Here is a 25,411-nt window from a genome sequence, read left to right as displayed (position 1 = left end):
TGTGAAATTTTTTTATCGGTGCTTTCGAAAATTTCCTAATAAAGATTAATCGAGGAAAAAAGGTGGTATTAAGACCTTTCTGTCAGAGAAAAGTGTATTATAATCATTATAAAAGCAGAAGTTAATATGAAACTTTTTCTTCACAAAACCAAACATTTGTTCTATTATTTTATGTAGAAACGTTTAGAGGATAGATATTTGTTATTATAAAATGAATCATGATGGAGGTTTAATATGATGGAAGAAGCGTTAAAATTAATATTATCAGAGCTAAAAGAAATGAAAGAAGGACAATCCCGTTTAGCAGTCGAACAACAAGGTGTAAAGGAACAGCTGAAAGAGCTAAAAGAAGGTCAGTCTCGTTTAGCAGTTGAGCAAAAAGGTATGAAGGAGGAGCTGAAAGAGCTAAAAGAAGGTCAGTCTCGTTTAGCAGTTGAGCAAAAAGGTATGAAGGAAGAGCTGAAAGAGCTAAAAGAAGGTCAGTCTCGTTTAGCAGTTGAGCAAAAAGATATGAAGAAGGAGCTGAAAGAGCTAAAAGAAGGTCAGTCTCGTTTAGCAGTTGAGCAAAAAGATATGAAGAAGGAGCTGAAAGAGCTAAAGGAAGGTCAGTCTCGTTTAGCAGTTGAGCAAAAAGGTATGAAGGAAGAGCTGAAAGAGCTAAAGGAAGGTCAGTCTCGTTTAGCAGTTGAGCAAAAAGATATGAAGGAAGAGCTGAAAGAACTAAAAGAAGGACAACACCGTTTGGCAGTCGAACAACAAGGTGTAAAAGAAGAGTTGAAAGAGCTAAAAGTAGGGATGAAAGAACTAAAAGAAGGACAATCCCGATTAGAAGTAAAAATGGAAAATATCGAACGAAAAATTACAGGAATCCCTAAAACTTATGAGAATTTAGAACAATTTGTAGCACGTCAGCAGCGTGTGATTGAGGAATTGTCAGCACGTTCAGTTGAATACGGGGTAGAGATTAAAGAGATTCATCGCATTTTAAAAAATCAATAAAATAGAGTTTTTTTAAATTCAGAGTGGATTTTAATTGGAAACATGAAAAAGCGCCGAAACATTTTTCATAATGTTCCAGCGCAATCCATAGTCAGCCGAATTTGTGCTGATTATTTTTAAAGATTGTTCGTTTATCTTCCTTTGACGATGGCAATCATTCCTTCTTCATCATCCAACACAAGTTCAATCCCAGCGTACGGGTCTTCGTTTAAAAATTCATCGAGCCAAAGACGCAGAGCTTCGATGATGTTTGCGGTAATAAGTACTTGCTTTCGGTCGTTTACATACGCTTCGGCAGAAAAGCCGTAATCGTCGTCATACATCAGCTCCACTACAACTTCTTCCGGCTTTATTTGTTTTTTTCGGGAAATGTACACGCAGATTGCGTTAATAATATCTTGCTCCGGAATGATCAGCTTTTCCATGGATTAGCAGCCTCTTTTTCTTTTTTATGCTTGATCAGGACGAAAATTTTGCGAATGATCGAGATGAGAATAACGATTGCCAGCAAATTAATGAATAAACCTAAAATTGAACCGAATATACCCATGTTTGCTAGCAGTCCGCCAAATAATAATCCGGCAAGCCCTCCTAACATAAGGCCTTTGAAAAATCCTCCTGATGAGAATGTGCCTTTGGAGGCGGCAGATTGATTTTTTGGAGTGTTTGCCTTTTTATCTTGGAAATTCGAACTGTTCGTTGTGGTATTTTTATTCAAATTGAAGCTTTTTTTCCCTGATTTGTATGACTTCGCCTCTACTATCGTTGGATGATCTTGAAAAACAACATTTCCAACAGGTGAAAAAATAAGCGCGAAAGCAAACAAAGCTGCTAATAATTTTTTCAATTTCGACTTCCCCCTGTATGAAAGTATTTGTATTTTTGTGAACTCAGTTTCAATGTTATATACGATAGAAAATCAAATTAGTTTCACGATTTGATATCTTTTCTATATAAACGAATAAAAATTTTTCTTTCATCTAAGCATGTTATTCAACTATTACAATGCTGTAAACTAAGAATAGAAGACTTTAAAAAAATGGTGAGGCCGTTGTTTTACTTGAATATATTTTATCATGTATACTTGTTTGAAAGTATTTGCGAACTGTAAAACGTTTGGACTGCCATGTTAAAAGAGTTTCTTCAAGTTTCATCAAACGTATCTATGGACGTGTTTTTTTGGAGGCATGAAAGGATGGTTCAGCTAAAAAAATTGGCTTTTAAGCAGAAAACAAAATTGATGTTGCTAATCGTGCTTGCTTTAATCTCTGGTGCTGCCATTATTGGACAAGCTTATTTTTTTGCGGCGATTGTCGATCGCATTTTTTTACAGAAACAGTCTTTTGCTGATGTTTTCCAGTTGCTTTTAGGTTTGTTCATTGTTCTGTTGGCCAGAACTGCATCCCATTATTTCAGCGGTTTAACAGGAATTAAAATAGCGTCCAAAGTGAAAAAAGATCTTCGCCAATCTTTATTAAATAAATTTTCAAGCAACCCGCTGCAAGTATCGCTGCAAGGGAAAACAGGACAAAAAGCAAGTGTATTGCTGGATGCGGTAGATGAAATCGACAGCTACTTTAGCATTTATATTCCAAAGGCAGTTCAAACGTTGATCATACCTCTTCTCATTCTTTTCGTTGTGTTTGCTAGCCATCCATTTACTGGATTAATCATGGTGATTACAGCCCCATTTATACCGATATTCATGATCATCATTGGCTACAAAACGAAAAAGAAATCGGAGGAGCAAATGGAGAAAATGACCGCTTTATCGGGACATTTTCTTGACACCTTGCAAGGGCTGACAACCCTTAAGCTGTTCAACCGTGCGAAACAGCAGAAAGAAGCGATCAGAAAAAGCAGCCATGGCTTTCGTGATGCGACGATGGAAGTATTGAAAATTGCTTTTACCTCTTCTTTTATGCTGGAGTTCATTTCCATGCTTAGTATGGGATTGATTGCCCTTGATGTGGCGATTCGCTTAATTATTTTTCAAAACATTTCTTTTTTTACCGCGTTTTTCATGCTGATTCTAGCTCCTGAGTTTTATAATGCACTGAAAGATTTAGGAAGCGCCTTTCATGCAGGCAGGGGAAGTATGGGGGCGGCAAGAAAGATTGAAGAGGAGCTAAACGCAATCGGAAAGCCAGTAAAATGGGGGAAGGCAGTTTTGCCAAAAGGTGAAGGACCTCCGACCATTCGCATAGAAGGAGCGGGATTTCGTTACGAGGGAGATAGGTTTGCCTTAAAAAATATAAATGCTGAAATCCGCCCGTTTGAGCAAGTGGCAATTGTCGGAAAGAGCGGCGCTGGGAAATCGACTTTATTACATGTGATTGCAGGTCTTGTTCCGCTTACTGAAGGGGAAATTTATATGAACGGAATTCGGCGGTCTGATTTGAACGAAAAGAGCTGGTTCAATGAAATTAGCTATATTTCGCAAAATCCGTATCTTTTTTCTGGAACGATTGCGGAAAATATCGCCTTGGGAGGAAAACTCGATGCAACGAGAGAGGAAATCGAACAAGCAGCCGAAAAGGCAGGGATTTTAAAGCTTGTCCAATCACTTGAAAATGGTTTTGATACACCTATTGGAGAAGGAGGAAGGGGAATTTCCGGAGGGGAAAAACAACGAATTGCACTGGCACGAGCGTTTTTGAAAAAACCATCCATTATATTGTTTGATGAGCCGACGACCGGACTGGATCTTCAAACAGAACAAATTTTGCAGGATTCCATAAAGGAATTAGCTCAATCTTCCACCGTCATTACCGTCGCTCATCGGCTTCATACCATTATAAATGCGGATAAAATTCTTTTTTTGGAAAATGGAGAACTCATCGCATCCGGAACACATAAAGAATTGCTGGAATCAGTTGAAGCGTACAGGAAAATGACAACGCTCCAACAGGGAGGCATGGCAAAATGAAAGATTTGCTATTTATTACAAAGCTGACATTAACAGAAAAGAAAGATCTTTTTTTGTCCATTCTCTTCGGATTTATAACAGGAATCGCGACAGTGAGTTTGTTTGCTTCAAGCGGCTATTTGATTTCTAAAGCAGCTCTTGCACCGCCAATTTACACGCTGACTGTTTTCATAGCGTGTATAAAACTGTTAGGGTTTATCAGTGCCGGCAGCCGTTACGGGGAGCGTTATTTTTCTCATCGCGCCACATTCAATATATTAAGCCGGTTGCGAGTTTCTTTTTTTGAAAAGCTGGAGCCATTGGTGCCCGCGATTTTTCTTAAATATCGGAGCGGAGATCTCCTCTCCAGAATTGTCGGCGATGTGGAAACGCTGCAAAACTTCTTTTTGCGTGTTTTTTATCCGCCGATCGTATCCACTCTCATATTTTTATGGACCATTTTTTTCACTTCGTTCTTTTCCTTTTATATTGCCTTGGTGTTATGTATCGGTTTGATTTTCACCACTGTCCTAATTCCGGCTTACTTTGCTTTCAGACTAAAAAAAGTAGAGCGTCATGTTCGGCAAAGCCGCGGGAATTTATCGACAGAAGTTACGGAGTTTTTTTATGGGTTTCGCGATTTAAAAATTTATCAACAGCTTGAGCATAAACAAGAGAAGCTTACCCAACGCTCCGATGCTTATTTGAAAGAACAGGAACGTGAAGCAATCCATAACCTCTTCAGTCAATCTGTCAATACGTTTGTATCTTTAATTGTCTCTTGGATTATTCTTTTGCTTGGCGTCTATTTCGTTGCAGGCGGTCAATTAGATGGTATTTTTCTTGCCATGCTTGTAATGATTTCATTAACTGTTTTTGAACATGCGGCACCGATGGCTGCTTTTCCAAGTTATTTAGAGGACAGCCGCCAAGCTGCTACAAGACTATCAGACGCCACGCATCAAGACTCTTCTGTAAAAACGTCTGATGAGAAAGAAATGAAGGAGCTTCCCGGTCAACAAGCTCCATCAATTGTCATGGAGAATGTCACCTTTCATTTATTTGGTGAAATTTTAAAAAATGTTTCAATTACATTTCCGGCAGGATCGAAAACAGCCATTGTCGGACCTAGTGGTTCGGGCAAATCGACCTTGCTGGCCCTTTTATTAAAAATTTATAAAAACTATCAAGGGGTGATTCGGATCAACGGCATCCCGATCGATCAATTAGATGACGATAGCCTTTGGAAAAATGCGAACGTTATTTTGCAGGACAACCACTTTTTCTACGGTACCGTTCGCGATAACCTAATGATTGCTAAAGATGCAGTGCTTGACGAAGATTTGGAAGATGTGCTGAAAAAGGTGAAGCTTGACTATCTTTCTTTGGCCGATCCGTTGTTAGAAAGAGGAGGAAATTTATCGGGCGGGGAAAAGCAAAGACTGGCGATCGCCAGGGTATTGTTGAAAAAAGCTCCGCTATGGATACTTGATGAACCGACATCATTTTTGGATGCTTTAACGGAACAGTCTATTTATCATCATCTGTTTGAAGCTGCTAAAAATGATACCGTCATCCTTGTCAGTCATCGTCTGGCCGGTCTGGAAAACATGGATCAAATTATCGTTATGGATGAAGGAGCTATTGTAGAAGCGGGAACCTACAAAGAATTGATGAACAAAAAAGGATACTTTTATCAAATGAAGCAAATTGAACAAAGTGTCTTTACAGCAAATTAAAGAAAGCCGACATGGAGCAAACTGTCGGCTTTTTTTCGATTGATTTCTAAGCTTGCTTCAATTTTTATCCTCTTTTGGATATGAGCTCATCTTTCACTGCTGTCCAAAATGATAAAGCTGCAGCAGCGAATAGCACGAGAAAGGGGGCAAACGTAATTAAAAAAGTCTTCATCGTTCCACACTCCTTATTTTGCGTTTTGCCCTTTCACATAATCTTTATCGAACAGAAACAGTTTTATTAGTAAATAAAGGGAAGGGAGCAAAAGGGCTAATCCTAAAATAAAAACGATGATCAGGGAAATGGCCATAGCTTCGTTTGTAAAACTGTCATAAATGGACAAATATGGATAAAGCAAGTACGGATAATGGGAGATTCCATATCCAAAGAAAGCTAACAGAAATTGACCTACTAACAATCCGAATGCCAATCCATAATTTTTTCTTTTCCAAATGAGCCAGACAGTCCCGACATATAAAAGAAACGATAAAGCGAACATCCACCATAAATTAAGGATGCGTTCAAAATGCTCTTGGTTGTGATAGCTCAGTTCATAAATGATGCCGCAAGCTGTTATGATTAAAGGAAATGCCCAGAAAAGAGCATATTTTCTCATTAAATTCGTTGCGTCTGTATCACCAGTTTGATTCGCGTACCATGTAAGAAAAACAGCTGAAATATAAAGGACGGCCGTAATACTTAAAACGACGATGCTCCAAGATAATGGGCTTTTAAATAATGCTACGTAGTTTAAAACTGGATGCTCATCCACCATCGAGACAAATCCGCCTTCAGAAATGGCTAAGACGACAGATAATGATGCAGGGATCAATAATCCAGACAATCCATACATAAAGGCATACCCTTTATGTCCTTTTGATGAATACGTTTCAAATGCGTAATAAGACCCGCGAATGGCAAGCAAAATAATCGCAATGCTTCCCGGAACAAGGAGAGTTGTCCCATAATAAAATGCGGTTTTTGGGAAAAAACCGACAATCCCAACAAAGAAGAAAACGAAAAATACATTGGTTACCTCCCAAACGGGAGACAGGTAGCGTTGAATAATTTTGGACAATATATGCTGCTTGCCACTCAAAATGCTGTAAGCATTAAAGAATCCAGCGCCGTAATCAATGGATCCAACGATCACATAGCCGAACAAAAAGATCCAAAGGACGGATATCCCAATAATCTCCAAGCTCATGACTGCTCACCGCCTAATCGATTTTCAAGCTCTCTTTCCACCGGATTATTTTTAAACAACCGGCGAAGAATCACAATCGTGCCGATTCCTAAAATCAAATACAAAATGGCAAAAAGAATGAGCATAAGACCTACATGGCCGCTTGAAGTTGCTGCTTCACCCGTTGTCATAATTCCGCGAAGGATCCAAGGCTGACGGCCAAATTCAGTCAACCACCAGCCAGCCTCAATCGCGATAAAAGATAGAGGCCCTCCGAGCACAATGAGCATGCGGAACCATTTTTGGTTGATGAAAGCCCATCCGCGCTTCACTCCAATCCAATAGATAAGTGCTAATAAAATCATGAAAACGCCAATGGCTACCATAATATCAAAAAAATAATGAATATAAAGCGGAGGAGATTCAAAATTTGAAAATTGGTCTAGTCCGATAACTTCTGCATTTGGATCTCCATGCGCCAAAATACTGAGCAAATATGGGAATTTAAGTGCATATTTAATGTTTTGTTCGTCATCTAAAATACCAAACATGACTAGAGGAGCATTTCCTTCTGTTTCAAAATGCCATTCCGCTGCCGCCAATTTCTCTGGCTGGTACTCAGCTAAATATTTGCCGGAAAAATCTCCGATAACAGCTGTTGCAATGGAGAAAATCAGTCCTATTTTCATAGTTAAAAACAAGGCTTTTTTATGATAAACATGGTTGGAGCCTTTTAATAATTGGAATGCTGCAATAGATGCCAGCGTAAAGGCGGCTGTCATAAAGGCGGTTGCGACTACGTGTGCGACTTTTGTCGGCATGGCCGGGTTAAAAATCGCACCCAGCGGATTGACATTGATGAGTTCACCATTTACAATGTCAAACCCTTGCGGCGCATTCATAAAAGAGTTGACGATGGTAATAAAAAAGGCAGAAAAGGCGGCGCCAAGGGAGACAGGAATCAGAAAGAGCAGGTGCTTCCGCTGATTTTTAAATCGTTCCCAAGTGTACATATAAATTCCGAGAAAGATTGCTTCAAAGAAAAAAGCAAATACTTCCATAAAAAGTGGCAATGCGATCACATTTCCGGCAAGTTCCATAAAATTCGGCCAGAGCAATGACAGCTGGAGTCCAATCGCAGTTCCTGTTACAACGCCGACAGCTACGGTGATGACATACCCCCGCGCCCAACGTCTAGCCATTAAAAGATAATGTTCGTCATTTTTTTTGATCCCAACCCACTGGGCAATCATGATCATCAACGGAACGCCTACCCCAATGGTTGCGTAAATAGCGTGAAAAGAAAGTGTAAGGATAGTCAGCATTCGACTGCTGAATACGGGGTCTTCAAATAACAATTTTATTTCCTCCTTTTGAATGGGATAAATCTTTGAAACCGGTCATGAGTATATGATCAGGATGAACCAATACAATATGATTTCATTTTACTTTATAAAAATGTGCTTTTTGTCAATTCTCTTTGACAAATGTATATATAGAGAATGAAAAATATGTGAACATTGGCTCTTTTCGCTTAGTTTATGCCATATTATAGCATTTTAGGCAGCATGTACCATTTGCAAAATCTGAAAAAATCAGCATTGCTCAACATATGTTTGTACAAATATTTAAAGAATATACATGATTTTCAAATCATATCGGATTATCTGCCGGGTTAAGAAAATATTGGGTTAAGTCCTGTGAAAAAAATACATGTTTTCCCTGGCTTAAAAAGCCTAAAAGCAGCCAATAAGATTCTGTTTATGTTTGGCTGCGAAATTGGCAGAACGTTTGAATCCGTAATCGAACGGATTGTTGCTGCCGCCTCTAAATGTATATTTTTTTGGCAAACAAAAATACGGCTGCAGTTCATCTTGACTATATAAAATCAAAAATGTTACATAGTCCGTTCTAAATCGCACGGTTTTTTAGCTCCAGTTCATCCAGGCTAAATAGAGTCAAAAAAATGACAGCTTCGAATTTATGTTGTATATTCATAAGCATGCTAGTTTGTGGGCAGGAAGCGTTCGTGCTATGATTTTTTATAAACAGCTGCCAAGGAGGGATGGATCGTATGGTGAAGAAAGTAATATTGAATGGTGTAGAGATACAAGTAGAGGAGTATGAAGAGGAAGTGGTTCATCAACCAAACGGTGAGCCATTACATAAAATTCGTTTTGCTTTTAAGGTGAGAAGCGATGAATATCATGATATTACGACGCTGCTGTATCAGCAAACGTTTGATGTGTCAGTTCCTGAAAGAGACCTGAACTTTAGGGGGACGATACAAAATTATTCCACTTCTGTGACGAATTTGTACAAAAAAAATCAGGTTGGTGATTTTCGATTAGAATTAATTGAGACGATTTAACAATGATTGTTTCAATGGCGTAATCCCATGGTGTTCGAAGAAACAGAGGGAGGCACTATGTCAATTCATGTAGAGCATTTGTACAAGCAATTTCGAGTTCACGTTCGGCAAGCAGGGTGGACGGGGGCTGTACGCAGTTTGTTTAAGAGGGAAATTCGTACTGTGGAAGCGGTGCGAGACATTTCATTTACCATTCCTTCGGGAGAAATTGTCGCATTTTTAGGGCCGAACGGAGCGGGGAAAACAACGACAATTAAAATGCTGGCCGGTTTGCTTTATCCAAGCTCCGGGAGCATTCAAGTTGCCGGATATGTACCGTTTGAACAAAAAGTGGAATTTAAGAAGATCATGAGTTTAGTCATGGGACAGAAAAGCCAGCTCATATGGGATATTCCGCCGATGGAAACGTTTCTCGTCAATAAAGCGATATACGAAATAGAAGACCGTGCGTTTCGGCAAACGTTGGATGAGCTTGTCGAGCTGCTCGAGTTAGAAGAGCTCTTGACGAAACCAACGCGGAGTTTGTCTCTCGGACAGCGGATGAAATGCGAATTAGCAGCCGCGCTTTTGCATCGGCCGAAGGTTTTATTTTTGGATGAACCGACGATCGGCTTGGATGTCCATACGCAGGAAAAAGTCCGCCGCTTTATAGGACAATATAACCGCGAGCACCGAACGACAGTATTGTTGACATCGCATTACATGGGCGATGTGACAGCGCTGTGCGATCGGGTGCTCATTATTAATCATGGGAAGCTGTTGTATGATGGTGAATTGGACATGTTGACGGAAAAATTGACGCCGTATAAATTGCTAGAGGTTCAGCTTTCGTCCATTCCCGATATTTCATGGGATGCATACGGCGAATTAGTCGATGCAAAAGAGGGTAAAGTAACGCTTCGTGTGCCGAGGGAACGCATTCACGAGGTATCCTCCCGATTTTTGCAGCAGTTTGATGTTCGCGATTTAAATATAGAAGATCCGCCGATGGAAGAAGTGATAACGCTCGCGTTTCAGGAGGATGCACATGTTTCGTAAATACTCTGTTCTCCTTCGCATGAAATATGTGGAGATGTTTGCCTACCGGCTGGCGACGATCGTGTGGATGACAGGAGCCATGGTTCAGCCGCTGATCACGATGATGGTCTGGATGAATATTGATCCTGATCAGGAGAATGCGTTTATTTTTTACTTTGCGGCATTGATTTTTGTTGAACGCATGACAAGCGCTTGGGACGTTTGGGAATTGGAGCGTGAAATAAGGGAGGGAACCTTTTCTTATCAAATTGTCCGTCCGTTTCACCCGATACATTGGGCCATTGCTGAAAATATCGTGTATAAAGCGTTATTTTTAGTCATTTTAATTCCGGCATGGGGCCTCTTGGCGGTCTTTATTCCGGCGCTGCGGCTGGATCAAATAGGTGCGGCGCAGTGGCTGTTATTCTTTTGTGCGCTTTTATTGGCAGCGGTCATTCGTTTTTTATTCAGCTACACATTTGGTCTGTTAGGTTTTTGGGTGACAAAAGTGACGGCTTTGTATGGCATGTTTGAAGCGGTGTCTCTCTTTTTGTCGGGCCGCATTGCACCGATGTCGCTCCTGCCTCCGTTTTTGAAAACGATCAGCTTTTATTTGCCTTTTCGATATATGGTCGGGTTTCCAATCGAAATTTTGACCGGAAGCGTCCAAGGGATGGATATTGTGTACGGATTTGGATGGGCTGCAGTTTGGTGCATGTTTTTTATGCTTGCAGTATTGTTGCTTTGGAAGGCTGGTCTAAGGAAAAACCAAGCTGTGGGGGGATAATGTGAAAAGACATTGGCGCATTTTTTGTGAATTTTTTCGGACTTGTTTAGTGGAGGAGCTCGAATATCGCAGCGAATTTTTAGGAAATTTCCTGTCGAGTTTGTTTGGCATTGGGATGGCTATTTTGACAATTCAAGTATTTTTTTATCAAACAGATAACCTCGGCGGTTGGAAATATGCGGATGTTCTGCTGCTTCTTGGTATATTCAATACGCTGCAAGGATTGATTGATTTTGCCCTGCGGCCCAACATGTCCCGTCTGCTGCAGCATATTCGCATGGGGACGTTTGATTATGTATTGACAAAGCCGGTCGACAGCATGTTTTATGTCAGCTTCCGCCATTTAGTGTTTTGGCGCTTAATTGATGTGCTTCTTGGCATCGGCTTGATAATCTATGCGTTAATACAAAAACATTATATGCCGACAATAATGGATGCAGTGATGTTTTTCATTAGTATCGGATCTTCGCTTGTCCTGATTTATGCGCTGTGGATGATGCTGATGACCACCTCCTTTTGGGTTATTCGTATCGATGATCTATCGTTTGTTTTTAATTCATTTTTTGAAACAACACGGTTTCCAATCGGAATGTATAGAGGCTGGCTTCGCATCGTGCTCACATACATTTTGCCAGCTGCCTTTATTACAAGCACGCCGGCGTTGTCTTTGCTTGGAAAATGGAACGGGATGACAACAATCCTATCCGTTGTACTTGCCGGGCTGTTCTTATGGATATCGCGCCGGTTCTGGCGGTATGCGCTCCGATCGTACACAAGTGCAAGCAGTTAAATATTCCGTGCATTGAAAAATGGCAGCAGAGAATGTGAAAATTTGCTAATAATTTCAAATGGTAGATTTTGGTTAAGGAATGACCGAATAGCTTATTAGATGGATAGATGAAAAAGCAGAGGGGTTACAGTTTTTCAGTTGTTCTTCCCAAGCTGTTTGTCACGATAAAAGACAATGATCACTGGATGATTTTTTCGAACAAGCAGTCCGCCAAAATCAGTCGATGTCGCTTGAAAGATATATATTTCTCCCCTCATTTTTCCCAGCCTGACCTAGCTTAGGTTTTCCAGTGAAACAGTTTCCTTGTATGGACAAATAGAGAAAAAAAGAAGAAAAGGATTTTTTCTGCTTCTGTCGAATATTTTATTTTAGAGGTGTGATTAAAAAGGAAGGTTCCCATTATGGAAAAAGAAATTATTTGTAAAAGAGAAATAATCAAAATTGATCATCAAAACAAGAAAGTGGTGATAGATGAAATTGCGATAGAGTATCCGTTAACAATTTTTGTGGACAATGAGGAATTCGCCACATTAGTATGCTCGCCGTCCCATGTAGAGGAGCTTGTTTTAGGTTTTTTAGCTTCAGAAGGGATGATCCGCATAAAAGCAGATGTGAAAGCGCTTCAAATTGATGAGGATAAGGGGTTTGCCTATGTTCATTTGCATCAGCCGATAGGGGATAAGAAAGAGTTTGTTTCCAAACGCTTTATCGGCTCCTGCTGCGGAAAAAGCCGACAGTTTTATTTTTATAATGATGTGAAAACAGCGAAAACGATTATGAGCAGCATGACGATTTCTGCCGCACAATGCTTTCAGTTAATGGAAATGTTAAATGAAGCTTCATCGGCTTTTAAGCGTACTGGAGGCATTCATCATACGGCATTATGTTCAAAAGAGGGATTGATTAAGACATTTTCTGACATTGGACGACATAATGCTTTAGATAAATTATATGGCTTCTGTCTAAACGAAAGCATTTCTTTAAATGATAAAATAATCGCTTTCAGCGGGCGGATTTCCTCAGAGGTAGTGCTGAAGGTTTCGAAAATTGGATGCGGTATACTTCTATCAAAATCGGCTCCAACAAATTTGGCACTTCAATTGGCAGAAGATTTAAACATTACGACTGTTGGGTTTATACGGGAAAATAAAATGAACATTTATACACATAGCAACAGAATAACAAAATAACAGGGGGAACGTATCGTGGGAAATGTAACGATTACGGTCAACGGGGGAGAAATAACCGCAAGGGAAAATCAATATCTTCTGCAGGCTTTGCTCGAACATGAAATGGATGTACCGCACGTTTGTTATCATGAAAGCTTGGGCGCAATTCAAACATGTGATACTTGTATGGTGGAAGTGAACGGGGAGCTTGTACGAGCCTGCAGCTACAAAGTCCAAGAAGGACTCGTTGTTGAAACAGAGACTTCTAAAGTAAAAGAATCTCAAAAATTAGCGATGGATCAAATTTTAAAAAATCATGAATTATATTGCACAGTTTGCGATAAAAACAATGGAGATTGTACAATTCATAATACGGTTAAAGCTTTAGGCATTGAACATCAAAGCATTCCGTTCCAACCAAAACCGTATGAAGTGGATTATTCAGGATCATTTTATCGATATGACCCAAATCAATGCATATTATGCGGACGCTGTGTAGAGGTGTGCCAAGATGTTCAAGTAAATGAAACATTGACGATTGATTGGAGCAGAGAGCAGCCTCGTGTGATCTGGGACAACGATGTGCCGATTGATCAGTCCAGCTGCGTAAATTGCGGCCAATGTGTAACTGTATGTCCGTGCAATGCCTTAATGGAAAAATCAATGTTAGGGGCAGCCGGCTTTTTAACAAATGTAGAACCTGGTACATTACGATCGATGATTAATTTGACGAAGGAAGTGGAAACAGGATACGGTTCGCTAATGGCCATCTCAGATACAGAAGCTGAGCTGCGCAAGGAAAGGATCAAGAAAACGAAAACAGTTTGCACATACTGCGGAGTTGGCTGTTCATTTTATATATGGACAAAAGACAGAAAAGTTTTAAAAGTTGAACCAACACCGGAATCGCCGGCAAACGGAATTTCCACTTGTGTAAAAGGGAAGTTCGGCTGGGATTATGTCAATAGTGAAGAACGGCTGACAAAACCGTTGATCCGGGAAGGCGACCATTTTAAAGAAGTTGAATGGGATGAGGCGATTCGATATGTTGCAAAACGGTTTAAAGAAATAAAAGATGCACATGGCCCTGATGCTTTAGGATTTATAGCTTCTTCCAAAGCAACGAATGAAGAATCGTATTTGCTGCAAAAATTTGCCCGTCAAGTGATAGGAACGAATAATGTTGATAATTGCTCAAGATATTGTCAATCTCCAGCAACGGTCGGACTATTTCGTACTGTCGGCTATGGCGGTGATTCAGGATCTTTTTCTGACATAGCTTCCTCTGATCTTGTCATCATTATTGGCGCCAATACAGGGGAATCGCATCCGGTTTTGGCATCAAAAATCAAACGAGCGCAAAAACTTTATGGACAAAAGCTGCTCGTGTTTGACTTAAGAAAACATGAAATGGCGGAGCGGGCCGATATGTTTATCAGGCCAAAGCCGGGAACGGATCTTGTTTGGCTGTCAGCTGTAACGAAATACATCATTGACCAAAATTGGCATGTTGAAGAGTTTATCAAAGAACGAGTGAACGGCTTTGAACAATATAAAAGTAGCTTAGAGCCGTTTACGTTGGAATATGCGGAAGAAGTGACGGGAATTTCTAAGGACACGCTGATCAAGGTTGCTGAAACGATTCATCAATCTAAAACAATGGTCATTTGCTGGGCGATGGGAGTCACTCAACAGCAGCGCGGAAGTGATACGAGTACTGCCATTTCCAATTTGTTATTAGTGACAGGCAATTACGGCAAACCGGGCACTGGAGCCTATCCGCTACGCGGCCATAACAATGTTCAAGGGTGCAGCGACTTCGGAAGCATGCCGAACTTTTTCCCGGGATATGAAAAGGTAGCGGATGAAAAAGTCCGCAGCCGTTATGAAAAAGCTTGGGGTGTGACATTGCCTAAAAATCCGGGTAAAGACAATCATCAAATGGTTAAAGCGATTCATGAAGGCGCTCTGAAGGCATTATATGTGACTGGAGAAGATATGGGGATTGTCGATGCCAATATCAATCAAGTCGGCGCCGCTTTTGAAAAGCTGGAATTTTTCGTTGTGCAGGACTTATTTTTAACAAAAACGGCCCAATATGCAGATGTTGTGCTGCCGGCCAGCCCAAGCTTAGAAAAAGAAGGAACTTTTACCAATACAGAACGCCGGATTCAGCGATTGTATGAAGCATTGCCGCCTCTTGGAGATTCGAAGCCTGATTGGCAAATTTATTGTATGCTGGCGAAAGCGCTGGGCTTCAATTGGGATTATCAGCACCCTGGAGAAATTATGGAAGAAGCAGCGTCGCTCGCACCGCTTTTTGCCGGTGTTTCCTATGACCGTTTAGAAGGATTTTCAAGCTTGCAATGGCCTGTTGAGAAAGATGGAACCGACTCGCCGCTTCTTTATGAAGATCGATTCCCGTTTGCCGATGGAAAGGCACAGCTTTATCCGCTTCAAGTCGATTATTTATATGATGTAGATGAAGAGTATGATCTTCACGTGAACAACGGGCGCTTGCTAGAGCATTTCCATGAAGGGAACATGACGTATAAATCACAAGGAATCAGCCGGAAAACCCCGAACGCTTTTATAGAAATTTCGAAAGAATTGGCTGAAGAACGCCGTATTCAAGAAGGAGCCATTGTCAAGCTTATTTCTAAATACGGCTCTGTAAAAGGCCCTGTTCACATAACGGATCGCGTGCAAAAGCATGAAATCTTTATCCCATTGAATGATACGGGCGAATTGGCTATTAATCGTTTAACAGGCAATCATGCTGACCGCGATACGAACACACCGGCATATAAAGAAATTGCCGTAAAAATGGTCGTATTGAAGGAAAAAGGAGACTCCCCAATTCGTCCAAACAACCATCGAAACGGAAAAAGAAATCCGCAAATTGGGGTCAAAGTAGAGAAGAAATGGGAGCGCAGCGACTACACGTTTCCCGGAAGCAAGGTGAAAATACATGGCTAAACCAATTACAACCATCAAAAAAATCGAAGTGTCACAAGAAGAAAAAAGAAAGCAAAATTTATTAGAAATCGAGCAAGCGTTAGCAGACAATAAAGAGGCAGTTTTAGAAGGCATAGCATGTTTACGGAAGCTTCACGATGCAGGTGTTCTGGAAATCGCCAATGCCCTTTTAGCGCGGAAAGATCAAGTACTAGAAAACGTGGTTAAGGAAGTCAGCAGAAAACCGAACATTGATGTTTTAAAAAATATCGTCAATCTGTTGATGCTGCTGGGAACAATCGATCTCGAAAAGCTGCAGGTAATGACGACAAGAATGAATGCTGGAATACAAGAAGCTGCGGCAAGCGTCAATAAAGAAGAAACAACTTCTTTTTTCCAATTGCTATCGGCTTTAAAAGATCCTGACATCAACCGATCGATTACTATGCTTCTTCATTTTTTAAGAGGAATGGGGAAATCTTAAAGGATTGGCAATAAAAGTGAAGCTTGAAAGTTGCGAGGGAATGCTTTTGTGCCGAAAAACATCCTGATTGGTAAAGAAATTTGCAACCATTATGTGGAAAGACAAAGCCCTTCTCATTCGAAAACGACTGTTGCCTATCGTTCGTAAAGAAAAACTCAAGAAAAGTGCAAAGCGGTCAATCATTCGGAGTTGACATAAAATTAAATATTTGTTATTAAAAAATTGATGATTAGCACTCGATTGATTAGAGTGCTAATTTTTATCTTAATTTTGCACATACGCTTTTTAGAAGGGAGAGGCGGTCATGGAAAAAAAAGAGTTTCAAGCCGAGTCGAAAAGGTTATTAGAAATGATGATCAACTCCATTTATACAAAAAAGGAAGTTTTTTTGAGGGAGTTAATTTCAAATGCAAGCGATGCGATCGATAAAATTTATTACAAAGCACTGACTGATGATTCGTTAACCTTTCAAAAGGATCAATACTACATAAAAGTTATTCCAAATAAAGAAAAGCGGACGCTCACAATCGTTGATACAGGCATAGGCATGACAAAAGAGGAATTGGAAGAAAATCTTGGTACGATTGCTAAGAGCGGGTCGCTCGCCTTTAAAAAAGAAAACGAATTAAAAGACGGCTATGACATTATTGGACAGTTCGGCGTTGGCTTTTATGCCGCCTTTATGGTAGCGGATGTTGTCACTGTCATCAGTAAAGCGCTAGGCAGCGATCAAGCATATAAATGGGAATCAAAAGGCGCTGATGGTTTTACAATCGAACCATATGAGAAGGAAGAGGTCGGAACGGAGATCATACTAAAAATCAAAGAGAATACTGAAGATGACAACTATGACGAATTTCTTGACGAATATCGGTTAAAACAAATCATTAAAAAATATTCCGACTTCATCCGCTATCCGATCAAAATGGATGTCAAAGTACAAAAACCGAAAAATGAGAACGAGAACGAATTTGAAGAGGTTGTTGAAGAACAAACAATCAACAGCATGGTTCCGATTTGGCGGAAAAATAAAAGTGAACTGACAGATGAAGATTATGAAAACTTTTATGCCGAAAAGCATTATGGCTTTGATAAACCGTTAAAACATATTCATATTAGCGTAGATGGGACGGTTCGCTATCAGGCGATTTTATATATTCCGGAAAAAACGCCATTTAATTACTATACAGCAGAATATGAAAAAGGGCTTGAACTGTATTCCAACGGCGTGTTAATTATGAACAAGTGCCCGGACTTACTGCCTGACTACTTCAGCTTCGTTAAAGGAATGGTTGATTCTGAGGACCTATCGTTAAATATTTCAAGAGAGATGCTCCAGCATGACAAGCAATTGAAAATCATTGCGAAAAACATTCAAAACAAAATTAAACGCGAACTAGAAAACCTATTAAAAAATGAAAGAGAAAAATATGAAAAGTTTTATGAAGCATTTGGCAGACAATTAAAGTATGGCGTTTACAGCGATTTCGGCGCAAATAAAGAAACATTGCAAGACTTGCTTATGTTCTACTCTTCAAAGGAGAAAAAACTTGTCACCTTACAAGAATATGTATCAAGAATGCCTGAGGAGCAAAAATATATTTATTATGCAACGGGCGATTCGTATGAACGAATTGAAAAGCTTCCGCAAACCGAGCTGGTTGCAGATAAAGGCTATGAAATTTTGTATTTGACAGAGGATATCGATGAATTTGCGATCAAAATGTTAATGACATATAAAGAGAAAGAATTTAAATCAGTCTCCAGCGGCGACTTAGGAATTAGCGAAGAAGAAAACAAAAAAGAAACTGAAAAAGAACATAAAGAGCTGTTCGAACAAATGAAAAGCATTTTGGGTGATAAAGTAAAGGATGTGCGAGCATCAAAACGGTTAAAAACACATCCTGTTTGTTTATCAACAGACGGGGAAATCACTATTGAAATGGAAAAAGTGTTAAATGCTATGCCGAACAGCCAAAACATTAAAGCGGAGAAAGTGCTTGAAATTAATACAGATCACGAAGTCTTTCAAACGCTAAAAGCAGCGTATGAAAACGATCAAGAGAAGCTGAAGCTGTTCACAAACATTTTATATAATCAGGCTTTGCTTATTGAAGGCCTGCCAGTCCAAGATCCTGTTGAGTTTACAAATGACATTTGTAAAATTATGGTTTCTTAAAAATCCAGGGCACATCTAGCGATTTGTCAAAGCTTGAACTATTTGCAGAGTTCAGCGCCACAAACGGAAAAACTTAGCTGGCTGAAAGGTGCACGATTTATAGATAAAGAAGCACAAAGAACCGATTGACTGATGCAAAAGAGAAGCAAGGCATGCAGCGGATGGATTTCCCAGATATGAAAAAGTTATCATGTAAATGAATGCTTGTTTTAGCTTTTAACGTATGGACATGCGCAAAATAATTAAGAAAGGCAAACCTGTCTTTCCGGCAGAGGCGGAAGGCAGGTTTGTTAATAGTTTGAGCTCTTTTGCAGCTAAGAGTTTTTTTTCAAATTCCTTTAACTCCCACTAGGATCGTTTGAGAAAGTTCGTTATACTTGGGGGAGAGAGGAGTTTGGTTATGCTATTTTTTGTTATATTATTTTTTCTTGGACTTTTCATATTCTTTTTAATAAAAGGAAATAAAAATACAAAGGATGTAGCTGTTAAGAAAATCACAGTTCGATGCCCCGATAGGAAAGCTTCTGCAAAGAATATAAAAATACTCCATCTATCTGATTTACACCTTGAAAACTTATCGATCAGCCCAAAAGAATTAGATGAGCTGATTTCAGCAGAACCAATTGATCTTATTGCACTGACAGGTGATTTTCTCGACCGGAAGAGAAGCATCCCAAAACTTTCCGCATACTTGGAAGTATTGAGAAAAACAAATCCAACGTACGGCACGTATGCTGTGTTCGGCAATCACGATTATGTTTTAAAGGAAGAAGACTTTGAAACTTTGAAAAAAATGCTGCAGCATTACGGGATAAAAACACTACAAAATGAGCACGTGACCATTCAGCTTGAAGAAGAATGCTTGAATATTATTGGCATTGATGATTACACGACAAACCGCAGTTATGTTCAAAAAGCTTTTCACGGAGTAGAAGAAGGAATGCGATTAGTGCTGACCCATGATCCAAGCGTTATTCTTGAAATGGAAAACATTCCGTTTGATTACTTGCTGTCCGGTCATTTCCACGGCGGACAAATCAATTTGCCAAAGCCGTACCATCTTTTTTACAAAGGCAAGCTTCCAAGAATGAACATTATTAAAGGACTCCATTACCATAACGAGCGGCCGTTTTATATTAGCGAAGGCCTAGGACAAACAGGAGTGAACATCCGAATTGGCAGCCGCCCTGAAATTACGTTTCATCAATTTTCATAGTATTTTTAACATATCTCTAAAATTGTAATGTTAAGATTGTAAAATTTTCCCTACTATGTTGAAGATGATTCAATAGCTGGAGCAGGATGAACTCCTGCTTTTTTCTTTTTGCAAAAAAAGAGTTTATTTTCTTGTATCTTTAATAAAGTCAGCTTTCCGTTTATTTGTTATTTATAAAAGGTTAATCACAGAATCTACTAAGATCCACATTGGCTAATAACTAAAGTTAAATTACACTTTTCCTCTAATAGAAATGCATGAATCGATGAAAAAATATAAAGCAATCACACCTTTTGCTCCCATTGTAAAATTGAATAAACAATACTTGCTGCTGTTCCATTGTTCAGCGTGTTGATCAATCGGAATTTTCAACGATCTTGAGTTCACAAAGAATTTTTTGTGAGCGCTTATTAGTTTTTTAACTTCATCCTTTCATTCGTTTCTCCGGTTTTTTTGTCGATGACTTTATTTCTGAACGCCTATAAACATGGTATACTCTTCCTATAAGGAGGCGGAGAAAAGATTTTTTTCACGATTGGGGTATTTAATGGAGAAAAAGCAAAAACTATTTCTAATCGCAAGCTTTAGCAGGAGCTTTAAAGGGAGAAAGTAAAGATTTCAAAAATATTTGCGGCTGCAACGTTCTTATTGCCGTTTCCCTTTGAATTGGCTGGTGATTAAATTTGTCGCCTTCTTTTTACATAGCCCGCAGTCATTGAAGCGATGACAGAAGAAATGATTTAGGAACGGAGGTTTTTTAATGCTGCCAAAAACGATCGAACAATTGGATCAAATTCGGGAAGAATGCCGTAAATTAGTGAATAGACGTTCATCTGTTTCTGCCATTGCTGCAGCTGTTCCAATTCCGGGTATTGATGTGACGGTGGATGCTGCACTTGTGAAAGATCTGCTAAATGAAATTAATCAAAAGTTTGGTTTATCAAAAGAGCAAGTTGATCAATTGGATGCGAAAACAAAAGAGCTCATTATCGTACTGGCAACTTCATTAGGAAATGAACTCATCGGAAGAACAATTGGCAAAAAATTGGTGCTGAGCTTGGTGAAAAAAGCTGCAACCCGGATGGCGGCAAAACAGACGAGCAAATTTATTCCTCTCATTGGAATAGGGGTTTCGGCCGGGATCAGCTTTGCAACGATGAAATATTTAGGAAATAAACATATTGATGATTGCTATAAATTAGTTAAACAATATATCGAACAGGAGGCGTCATTAGAAAATTTTGCTGCAAAATAGTGAGGCTGGTTAGCTGCAATATTTCTAACAATAACCCCCTAAAAGCACTGATGATGATTAATTCAACTAGATAAAACCTCGGAGTAAATAGGATTAAAGCAATGATAAAGCCCCCATTGCTTAAAGGGGGCTATTGTTGAAGAGAAGATTTTCGATCGTGCTCCAAACTTTTCGGCTTTCTGGCAAAACGATGCTGTACAAAGAGGCAATATAAAACTAAACCTACCAACACATAAAGCGAAGTGTAAAAATATAAAGATGTAAATCCAGTAAAGACAACAACTGCTCCAGTTAAAAACGATCCGAGGCCGATGCCGATGTCGAAGATCGATAAAAAGGTGCTGAGAGAAGCCGCTCTTCTCTGTGGAGGGACAATTTGTATAGCCATTGTTTGGAAGCTTGGAAACAAGGTTCCCCATCCAAGACCGATAAATACTGCACTTAACAAATAGATGAAGGATGTATTTGCCATGCTCAATATAAATAATCCGAAGGCAAATGAAACGATGCATGGGATAACAATGACATTTGCGCCGTATCGGTCAAACCACCTTCCGGTAAACGGCCGGGAAATGAGCAAAACGATTGCATACACGACGAAGAATAAATTCGAACCGGCGCCAAGATTCATTTTTTCCGCAAAAACGGAGACGAACGATAATACAGTCGAATAAGCAAAAGCTAAAAAGGCAGCAATCAACGCAATGCGGAATGCTGATACCTCTACAAGTTTTTCAAAGCTGAAATTCACTTTGAAAAGTTCTCTTTTATTTAGTTTTGGCTTCATTTCATGCAGGTTAACTATTCCCCCGGTCAAAAGCGCCCCAACGGAACAAATAAGGGCAATGACGAGCATGACAAAAGAACCCCAATGATCTAACGAGGTAAGCCCTAAAAATGGTCCAATCACCATGGCGACATTGGAAGATAAAATAAAATATCCCATTCCTTCTCCTTTTTTCGATTCCGGCACGATATCTGCCACAATCGCCCCTGTTGCGGTTGTCGCGATCCCGAAACCGATTCCATGAAGAAAACGAATGATCAATAATAAGACAATTGAACTGACAAATAAATAAGAAATAGAGGCGATCAGGAAAATGACCAAGGAAATAATCAACATTTTTTGTTTTCCAAGCTTCTCCATAAATTGGTCGACGAACGGGCGAGTCACGATCGCAGCAAATAAATAAACCATTGCTAATAAGCCAGCCTCAGCTTCGCTGCTTTTTAAATCTTGAATGACAAAGATCGGCAAGGTGACCAGCAAATAATAATAGTTTATAAAAAGAAAAAAATTACAAATTGAAATACTAAAAAAATTTTTCGTCCATAATTTTGCTTCTTCCATATTTGTCCCTTCTTTAAAAAAGAATCATTTTTTCAGACTTTTTAAATAACAAACTAATTGTACACCTTTTTTTAAAAAAATAAAAGAATCGTGCAAATGGTATGAAGAAAGCGGTGAAACGAAGGCTATCCATTGTTTTTCACCGCTTTCTATTTAAAATATTTTTTATAAGTTCAAATTTTTTCGTCAGGCTTCTCTATTCATATATTAATTGATTTGTTTAGTCGTTTTGTCATAGCTATAAAGGAAATCAGCCACTTCATAGTCTTGCGGAGTTCTTTGTTCAAAAATAGTGTTTCTGAGCAGTGTTGAAACAGGATCTTCAGTATGAAGAATTTCACCCCATGTCCGAGCGCTCGTTTGTACTTTTGCTGTGCGCGGCAGCCGCTCTTTCTGAAAATCGGCGAATGCTTGCTCATAGTTATCCGGATGTTTTTTGAGCATATCTGCAAGATAAGAAGCATCTTCAAGCGCCTGGCAGCCTCCTTGAGCTAAATATTGCAGCATAGGATGAGCTGCATCGCCAAGCAATGTAACCTTCCCTTTTGTCCAATTGTTAATTGGCAGCCTGTCATACATCGGCCAGCGAATTTGCCGTTGTATAAATGTTAAGGCATTTTTCACATCCGGATGGCATCCTTTAAATCGTCTGTCCATTTCTTCAGGTGTGCCCCAATCATCGGAATTTGCCTTATAATTGTAAGATTTAAACACGACCACTTGATTATAAAGCTCTCCGCGTCTTACTGGATATTGTACTAAATGCAAATAAGGGCCGATCCACATGACGACATCGTCTAAGTTTGCGTTTGAAATTTCGGAAATCGGTATGGTTCCTCTGTAAGCAACATATTCAGAGCAAATGGGTTCGTCATCGACAAAATATTTTCTAAGCTTTGACCAAAGTCCGTCTGCTCCGATGACGGCATCAGCCGTGAACATTTCTCCGCTTTGGCTGTAAACAGAAACAACGTCATGTTCTTGCTTGACAGTCTCAATTGTTTGGTTGTTTTTGAAGCGGACCATACCTGTTTTTTTGCAAGCTTCAAGCAAAATTCGGTGGAGATCGGAACGGTGCAAAACGAGATACGGATGTTTGTATCGGGCTTTGAATGCTTCGCCAAGGTCCATTGCTGACAACTCTTTTGCTGTATAAACATCTTTTAGCACAAGACGTTTTGGAAATACAGCAACTTTTGAAATTTCCTCCATGACTCCAAATCGTTTCAGCACAGCGGTTGCATTTGGAGCCAATTGAATGCCTGCTCCGACCTCACCAAACTGAGGAGCTCTTTCCAAAACTAATGAAGTTTTTCCGGCTTCCGCTGCCGCTAGAGCAGCCGAAAGACCGCCTATCCCCCCGCCGACAATGATTAAATCTGTTTGACTGTTTTTCATATATTGATCCCCCTTATTAGAATGAAAAATGAAATGAATCGACAATTGCTTCAAGTTCACTTTTTACAAAATTCAATTTATAAGGCTGGTGTAAACTATCTTTTACTTCTTGATAACCGTTTTGACTGCTCAAACGTCGAATTTTTCAAGTAATAGCAAATTATTTGTTGAGAATAAATAGCTTTCTTATTCCGCAACGTGTTCATGCCACGACCAGTTTTGGACAACGAAAAAATCTCCTTTTTCCCAGTTAAATCGAGTGCCGTCAATGATCGTATAACGGAGCATGATAAATCGATGTGTGCATATGTCTATGGGCGTTCGAATGGAACCCTTTCGGAAGCTTTTGCATCCATGCAGCAATAGTCGGGAAAATTGTGTGGCCTAAAAGCATTCCTTAGGCAATACATTTTGCTTAAATTTTTAACGGTTCCTACTCTTGATCTGTGTTATTAGAAAACGTGACTAATGAAAAATTGGAAGCGCATTCAATGTTTTGGAAAATAGTAGTGTTAGTCTTTCACTTTCGGGCCATAAAATCCACTATTAGATAACATTGTTATTTAATAATAAAAATAAATAAATGTTTTAAAATTGTCAACTTTAATAAAATAAAAATTTTTCAGTTATTTTATTGTGTTTGATTTTTTCAAAGTTCCTTGTTACATTCATGTTTACAAAAGAATTTGGATATTGGGTTAAAAAATGGATTAAAAGGGGAAGAGAAATGCAGCAGCAAAAAAACGTACAAATCATTCAATCGTTGCAAACTGGCGTGCAAATTTTAGAGATTATTGCAAACAAGGATCATCCGTTAAAATTTACGGAAATTCAGGAGTTGTCCGGCATTACAAAAAGCAACCTCTATAAATATTTGAACACATTGACGCAGCTTGGATTGTTGTATCGGGATAAAAGACATGGAACATATTCATTGGGAGGAAAATTTATTCAATACTGTTCGGCTGCAATTGGAAGCAAAGATGTGATCGGCAGGGTGACGCCGTACTTAAGAGATATCAGCCGCTACACAGCCCAAACATCGCTGCTTACAGTTTGGACGCATGAAGGGCCGGTTATCGCAAATATTTGGAATGCCAACTACGGTCTAAATATCGGAGCGCAAATTGGAACACGGCTGCCTTTAATGTCTGCCACAGGGAAAATTTTCGCTGTTTTCAACAAAACGCCTGAAATTGAGATCAAGGAATGGAAGTTAAAAGAGTTAAGCAAATTGACGGAAGAACAACGGAAGGAATTTGAAAAGGAGCAAGCTGAAATTGAAAAAACGTACTTTGCTTACGCAGCAGAGCCTTTAGTGGAGCACGTTTCGTCATTTAGTGTGCCGATTTTAGATTTTAATCATGATCTTGTAGCCTCCATAACAGTGGTAGGCTTCACGAAGCTGATCCCGCATAAGCCGACGGATGAAGTGAGCCAATACGTCATAAAATGCGCTCGCGAATTATCTGAATCCTTTGGATTTAAAAGCGAGAAGTAGCTTTTCAAACAGAAAAGCTCTGTATTATGGGATAGGTCGAATAGATTATAAAATAAATGAAATAAATTCACTATTTAAATAATAAATTTCATTAACATGTGTTCA

At 39.4% G+C, this 25,411-nt stretch carries 23 protein-coding genes and 1 pseudogene; 14 read left to right on the top strand and 10 right to left on the bottom strand.

All coding sequences use genetic code 11. The features are described from left to right. Window positions 1-234: 234 nt before the first annotated feature. A complete protein-coding gene (locus NSQ61_RS09415) occupies window positions 235-999 on the top strand; it encodes a hypothetical protein (protein ID WP_339199374.1) in 765 nt (254 codons plus the stop codon). 131 nt (window positions 1,000-1,130) lie between these two features. Here the strand turns inward: NSQ61_RS09415 and NSQ61_RS09410 are convergent, their stop codons facing one another. Both NSQ61_RS09410 and NSQ61_RS09405 read right to left on the bottom strand, forming a co-directional pair. Continuing rightward, the gene (locus NSQ61_RS09410) at window positions 1,131-1,424 is read right to left on the bottom strand and encodes a YxcD family protein (RefSeq protein ID WP_066251682.1); all 294 of its coding nucleotides are present in this window, start codon (window positions 1,422-1,424) and stop codon (window positions 1,131-1,133) included. Then, window positions 1,412-1,846: a hypothetical protein gene (locus tag NSQ61_RS09405; protein WP_327874009.1), complete on the bottom strand. Its 435-nt coding sequence runs from the start codon at window positions 1,844-1,846 to the stop codon at window positions 1,412-1,414. The genes NSQ61_RS09410 and NSQ61_RS09405 overlap by 13 nt, the downstream gene beginning before the upstream one ends. Before the next feature lie 348 nt (window positions 1,847-2,194). Between NSQ61_RS09405 and cydD the strand changes: the two genes are divergently transcribed. Together cydD and cydC are read left to right on the top strand one after the other, a co-directional pair. Beyond that, a complete protein-coding gene (gene cydD / locus NSQ61_RS09400; protein ID WP_144597511.1) occupies window positions 2,195-3,928 on the top strand; it encodes a thiol reductant ABC exporter subunit CydD in 1,734 nt (577 codons plus the stop codon). Continuing rightward, window positions 3,925-5,646 carry a thiol reductant ABC exporter subunit CydC gene (gene cydC / locus NSQ61_RS09395; protein ID WP_340806828.1) on the top strand — a complete coding sequence of 574 codons (1,722 nt, stop codon included), beginning with the start codon at window positions 3,925-3,927 and terminating at the stop codon, window positions 5,644-5,646. The genes cydD and cydC overlap by 4 nt, the downstream gene beginning before the upstream one ends. Window positions 5,647-5,710: 64 nt before the next feature. Here the strand turns inward: cydC and cydS are convergent, their stop codons facing one another. From cydS to NSQ61_RS09380, 4 genes are all read right to left on the bottom strand, one after another. Next, complete coding sequence (gene cydS / locus NSQ61_RS20280; RefSeq protein ID WP_375338786.1) at window positions 5,711-5,818, bottom strand: cytochrome bd oxidase small subunit CydS; 108 nt, start codon at window positions 5,816-5,818, stop codon at window positions 5,711-5,713. A gap of 13 nt (window positions 5,819-5,831) precedes the next feature. Further along, window positions 5,832-6,851 carry a cytochrome d ubiquinol oxidase subunit II gene (locus NSQ61_RS09390; RefSeq protein ID WP_063386398.1) on the bottom strand — a complete coding sequence of 340 codons (1,020 nt, stop codon included), beginning with the start codon at window positions 6,849-6,851 and terminating at the stop codon, window positions 5,832-5,834. Further along, complete coding sequence (locus tag NSQ61_RS09385) at window positions 6,848-8,155, bottom strand: cytochrome ubiquinol oxidase subunit I (protein WP_375338803.1); 1,308 nt, start codon at window positions 8,153-8,155, stop codon at window positions 6,848-6,850. The genes NSQ61_RS09390 and NSQ61_RS09385 overlap by 4 nt, the downstream gene beginning before the upstream one ends. Window positions 8,156-8,566: 411 nt before the next feature. After that, window positions 8,567-8,752, bottom strand: a complete 186-nt coding sequence (locus NSQ61_RS09380; RefSeq protein WP_311067088.1) for a hypothetical protein — start codon at window positions 8,750-8,752, stop codon at window positions 8,567-8,569. A 152-nt stretch (window positions 8,753-8,904) separates the two neighbouring features. Here NSQ61_RS09380 and NSQ61_RS09375 point away from each other — a divergent pair, with 152 nt between their 5' ends. Genes NSQ61_RS09375 through NSQ61_RS09360 form a run of 4 tightly spaced genes read left to right on the top strand, consistent with a single transcriptional unit; the run spans window position 8,905 to window position 11,795 of the window. Further along, complete coding sequence (locus NSQ61_RS09375; protein WP_094245447.1) at window positions 8,905-9,201, top strand: DUF3219 family protein; 297 nt, start codon at window positions 8,905-8,907, stop codon at window positions 9,199-9,201. Between the two features lie 57 nt (window positions 9,202-9,258). After that, entirely contained in the window at window positions 9,259-10,239 is a 981-nt protein-coding gene (locus tag NSQ61_RS09370; RefSeq protein ID WP_340806827.1) for an ABC transporter ATP-binding protein, read from the top strand. Beyond that, window positions 10,229-11,005 carry an ABC transporter permease gene (locus NSQ61_RS09365; protein ID WP_066251671.1) on the top strand — a complete coding sequence of 259 codons (777 nt, stop codon included), beginning with the start codon at window positions 10,229-10,231 and terminating at the stop codon, window positions 11,003-11,005. The genes NSQ61_RS09370 and NSQ61_RS09365 overlap by 11 nt, the downstream gene beginning before the upstream one ends. A gap of 1 nt (window position 11,006) precedes the next feature. Beyond that, window positions 11,007-11,795 (top strand): ABC transporter permease, encoded by a 789-nt coding sequence (locus NSQ61_RS09360; protein WP_063386393.1) that lies wholly within the window; start codon window positions 11,007-11,009, stop codon window positions 11,793-11,795. 134 nt (window positions 11,796-11,929) lie between these two features. On the opposite strand, the gene NSQ61_RS09355 is transcribed toward NSQ61_RS09360, so the two are convergent. Next, a complete protein-coding gene (locus NSQ61_RS09355; RefSeq protein WP_268753443.1) occupies window positions 11,930-12,052 on the bottom strand; it encodes a hypothetical protein in 123 nt (40 codons plus the stop codon). Window positions 12,053-12,196: 144 nt separating this feature from the next. Between NSQ61_RS09355 and fdhD the strand changes: the two genes are divergently transcribed. The 6 genes from fdhD to NSQ61_RS09325 all read left to right on the top strand — a co-directional run bounded on the left by fdhD (window position 12,197) and on the right by NSQ61_RS09325 (window position 21,056). Further along, complete coding sequence (fdhD, locus tag NSQ61_RS09350) at window positions 12,197-12,985, top strand: formate dehydrogenase accessory sulfurtransferase FdhD (protein ID WP_063386392.1); 789 nt, start codon at window positions 12,197-12,199, stop codon at window positions 12,983-12,985. Between the two features lie 12 nt (window positions 12,986-12,997). Then, window positions 12,998-15,943, top strand: a complete 2,946-nt coding sequence (gene fdhF / locus NSQ61_RS09345) for a formate dehydrogenase subunit alpha (RefSeq protein ID WP_340808087.1) — start codon at window positions 12,998-13,000, stop codon at window positions 15,941-15,943. Then, on the top strand, window positions 15,936-16,406 hold the full coding sequence (locus NSQ61_RS09340) for a DUF1641 domain-containing protein (protein WP_063386390.1): 471 nt from the start codon (window positions 15,936-15,938) through the stop codon (window positions 16,404-16,406). The genes fdhF and NSQ61_RS09340 overlap by 8 nt, the downstream gene beginning before the upstream one ends. 304 nt (window positions 16,407-16,710) lie before the next feature. Next, entirely contained in the window at window positions 16,711-18,585 is a 1,875-nt protein-coding gene (htpG, locus tag NSQ61_RS09335; protein ID WP_327848181.1) for a molecular chaperone HtpG, read from the top strand. Window positions 18,586-18,985: 400 nt separating this feature from the next. Then, entirely contained in the window at window positions 18,986-19,801 is an 816-nt protein-coding gene (locus NSQ61_RS09330) for a metallophosphoesterase (RefSeq protein WP_339211241.1), read from the top strand. A gap of 760 nt (window positions 19,802-20,561) precedes the next feature. Beyond that, on the top strand, window positions 20,562-21,056 hold the full coding sequence (locus NSQ61_RS09325; RefSeq protein ID WP_340806826.1) for a hypothetical protein: 495 nt from the start codon (window positions 20,562-20,564) through the stop codon (window positions 21,054-21,056). Between the two features lie 130 nt (window positions 21,057-21,186). Here the strand turns inward: NSQ61_RS09325 and NSQ61_RS09320 are convergent, their stop codons facing one another. The 3 genes and pseudogenes from NSQ61_RS09320 to NSQ61_RS09310 form a co-directional block, all read right to left on the bottom strand. Then, window positions 21,187-22,407 carry an MFS transporter gene (locus NSQ61_RS09320; protein ID WP_340806825.1) on the bottom strand — a complete coding sequence of 407 codons (1,221 nt, stop codon included), beginning with the start codon at window positions 22,405-22,407 and terminating at the stop codon, window positions 21,187-21,189. A gap of 207 nt (window positions 22,408-22,614) precedes the next feature. After that, window positions 22,615-23,805, bottom strand: coding sequence for an FAD-dependent monooxygenase (locus tag NSQ61_RS09315; RefSeq protein ID WP_340806824.1), 1,191 nt, complete (start codon window positions 23,803-23,805; stop codon window positions 22,615-22,617). 189 nt (window positions 23,806-23,994) lie between these two features. Further along, window positions 23,995-24,190, bottom strand: a pseudogene (locus tag NSQ61_RS09310) (cupin domain-containing protein); the annotation flags it as partial. A 342-nt stretch (window positions 24,191-24,532) separates the two neighbouring features. Between NSQ61_RS09310 and NSQ61_RS09305 the strand changes: the two are divergent. Next, window positions 24,533-25,306 (top strand): IclR family transcriptional regulator, encoded by a 774-nt coding sequence (locus NSQ61_RS09305; RefSeq protein ID WP_340806823.1) that lies wholly within the window; start codon window positions 24,533-24,535, stop codon window positions 25,304-25,306. The last annotated feature ends 105 nt before the right edge of the window (window positions 25,307-25,411 follow it).

The sequence above is a fragment of the Aeribacillus sp. FSL K6-1121 genome (assembly GCF_038003725.1).
In the GTDB taxonomy this organism is placed as follows: Bacteria; Bacillota; Bacilli; order Bacillales; family Aeribacillaceae; genus Aeribacillus; species Aeribacillus composti.
This window is presented reverse-complemented; position numbering and strand designations above follow the sequence as displayed.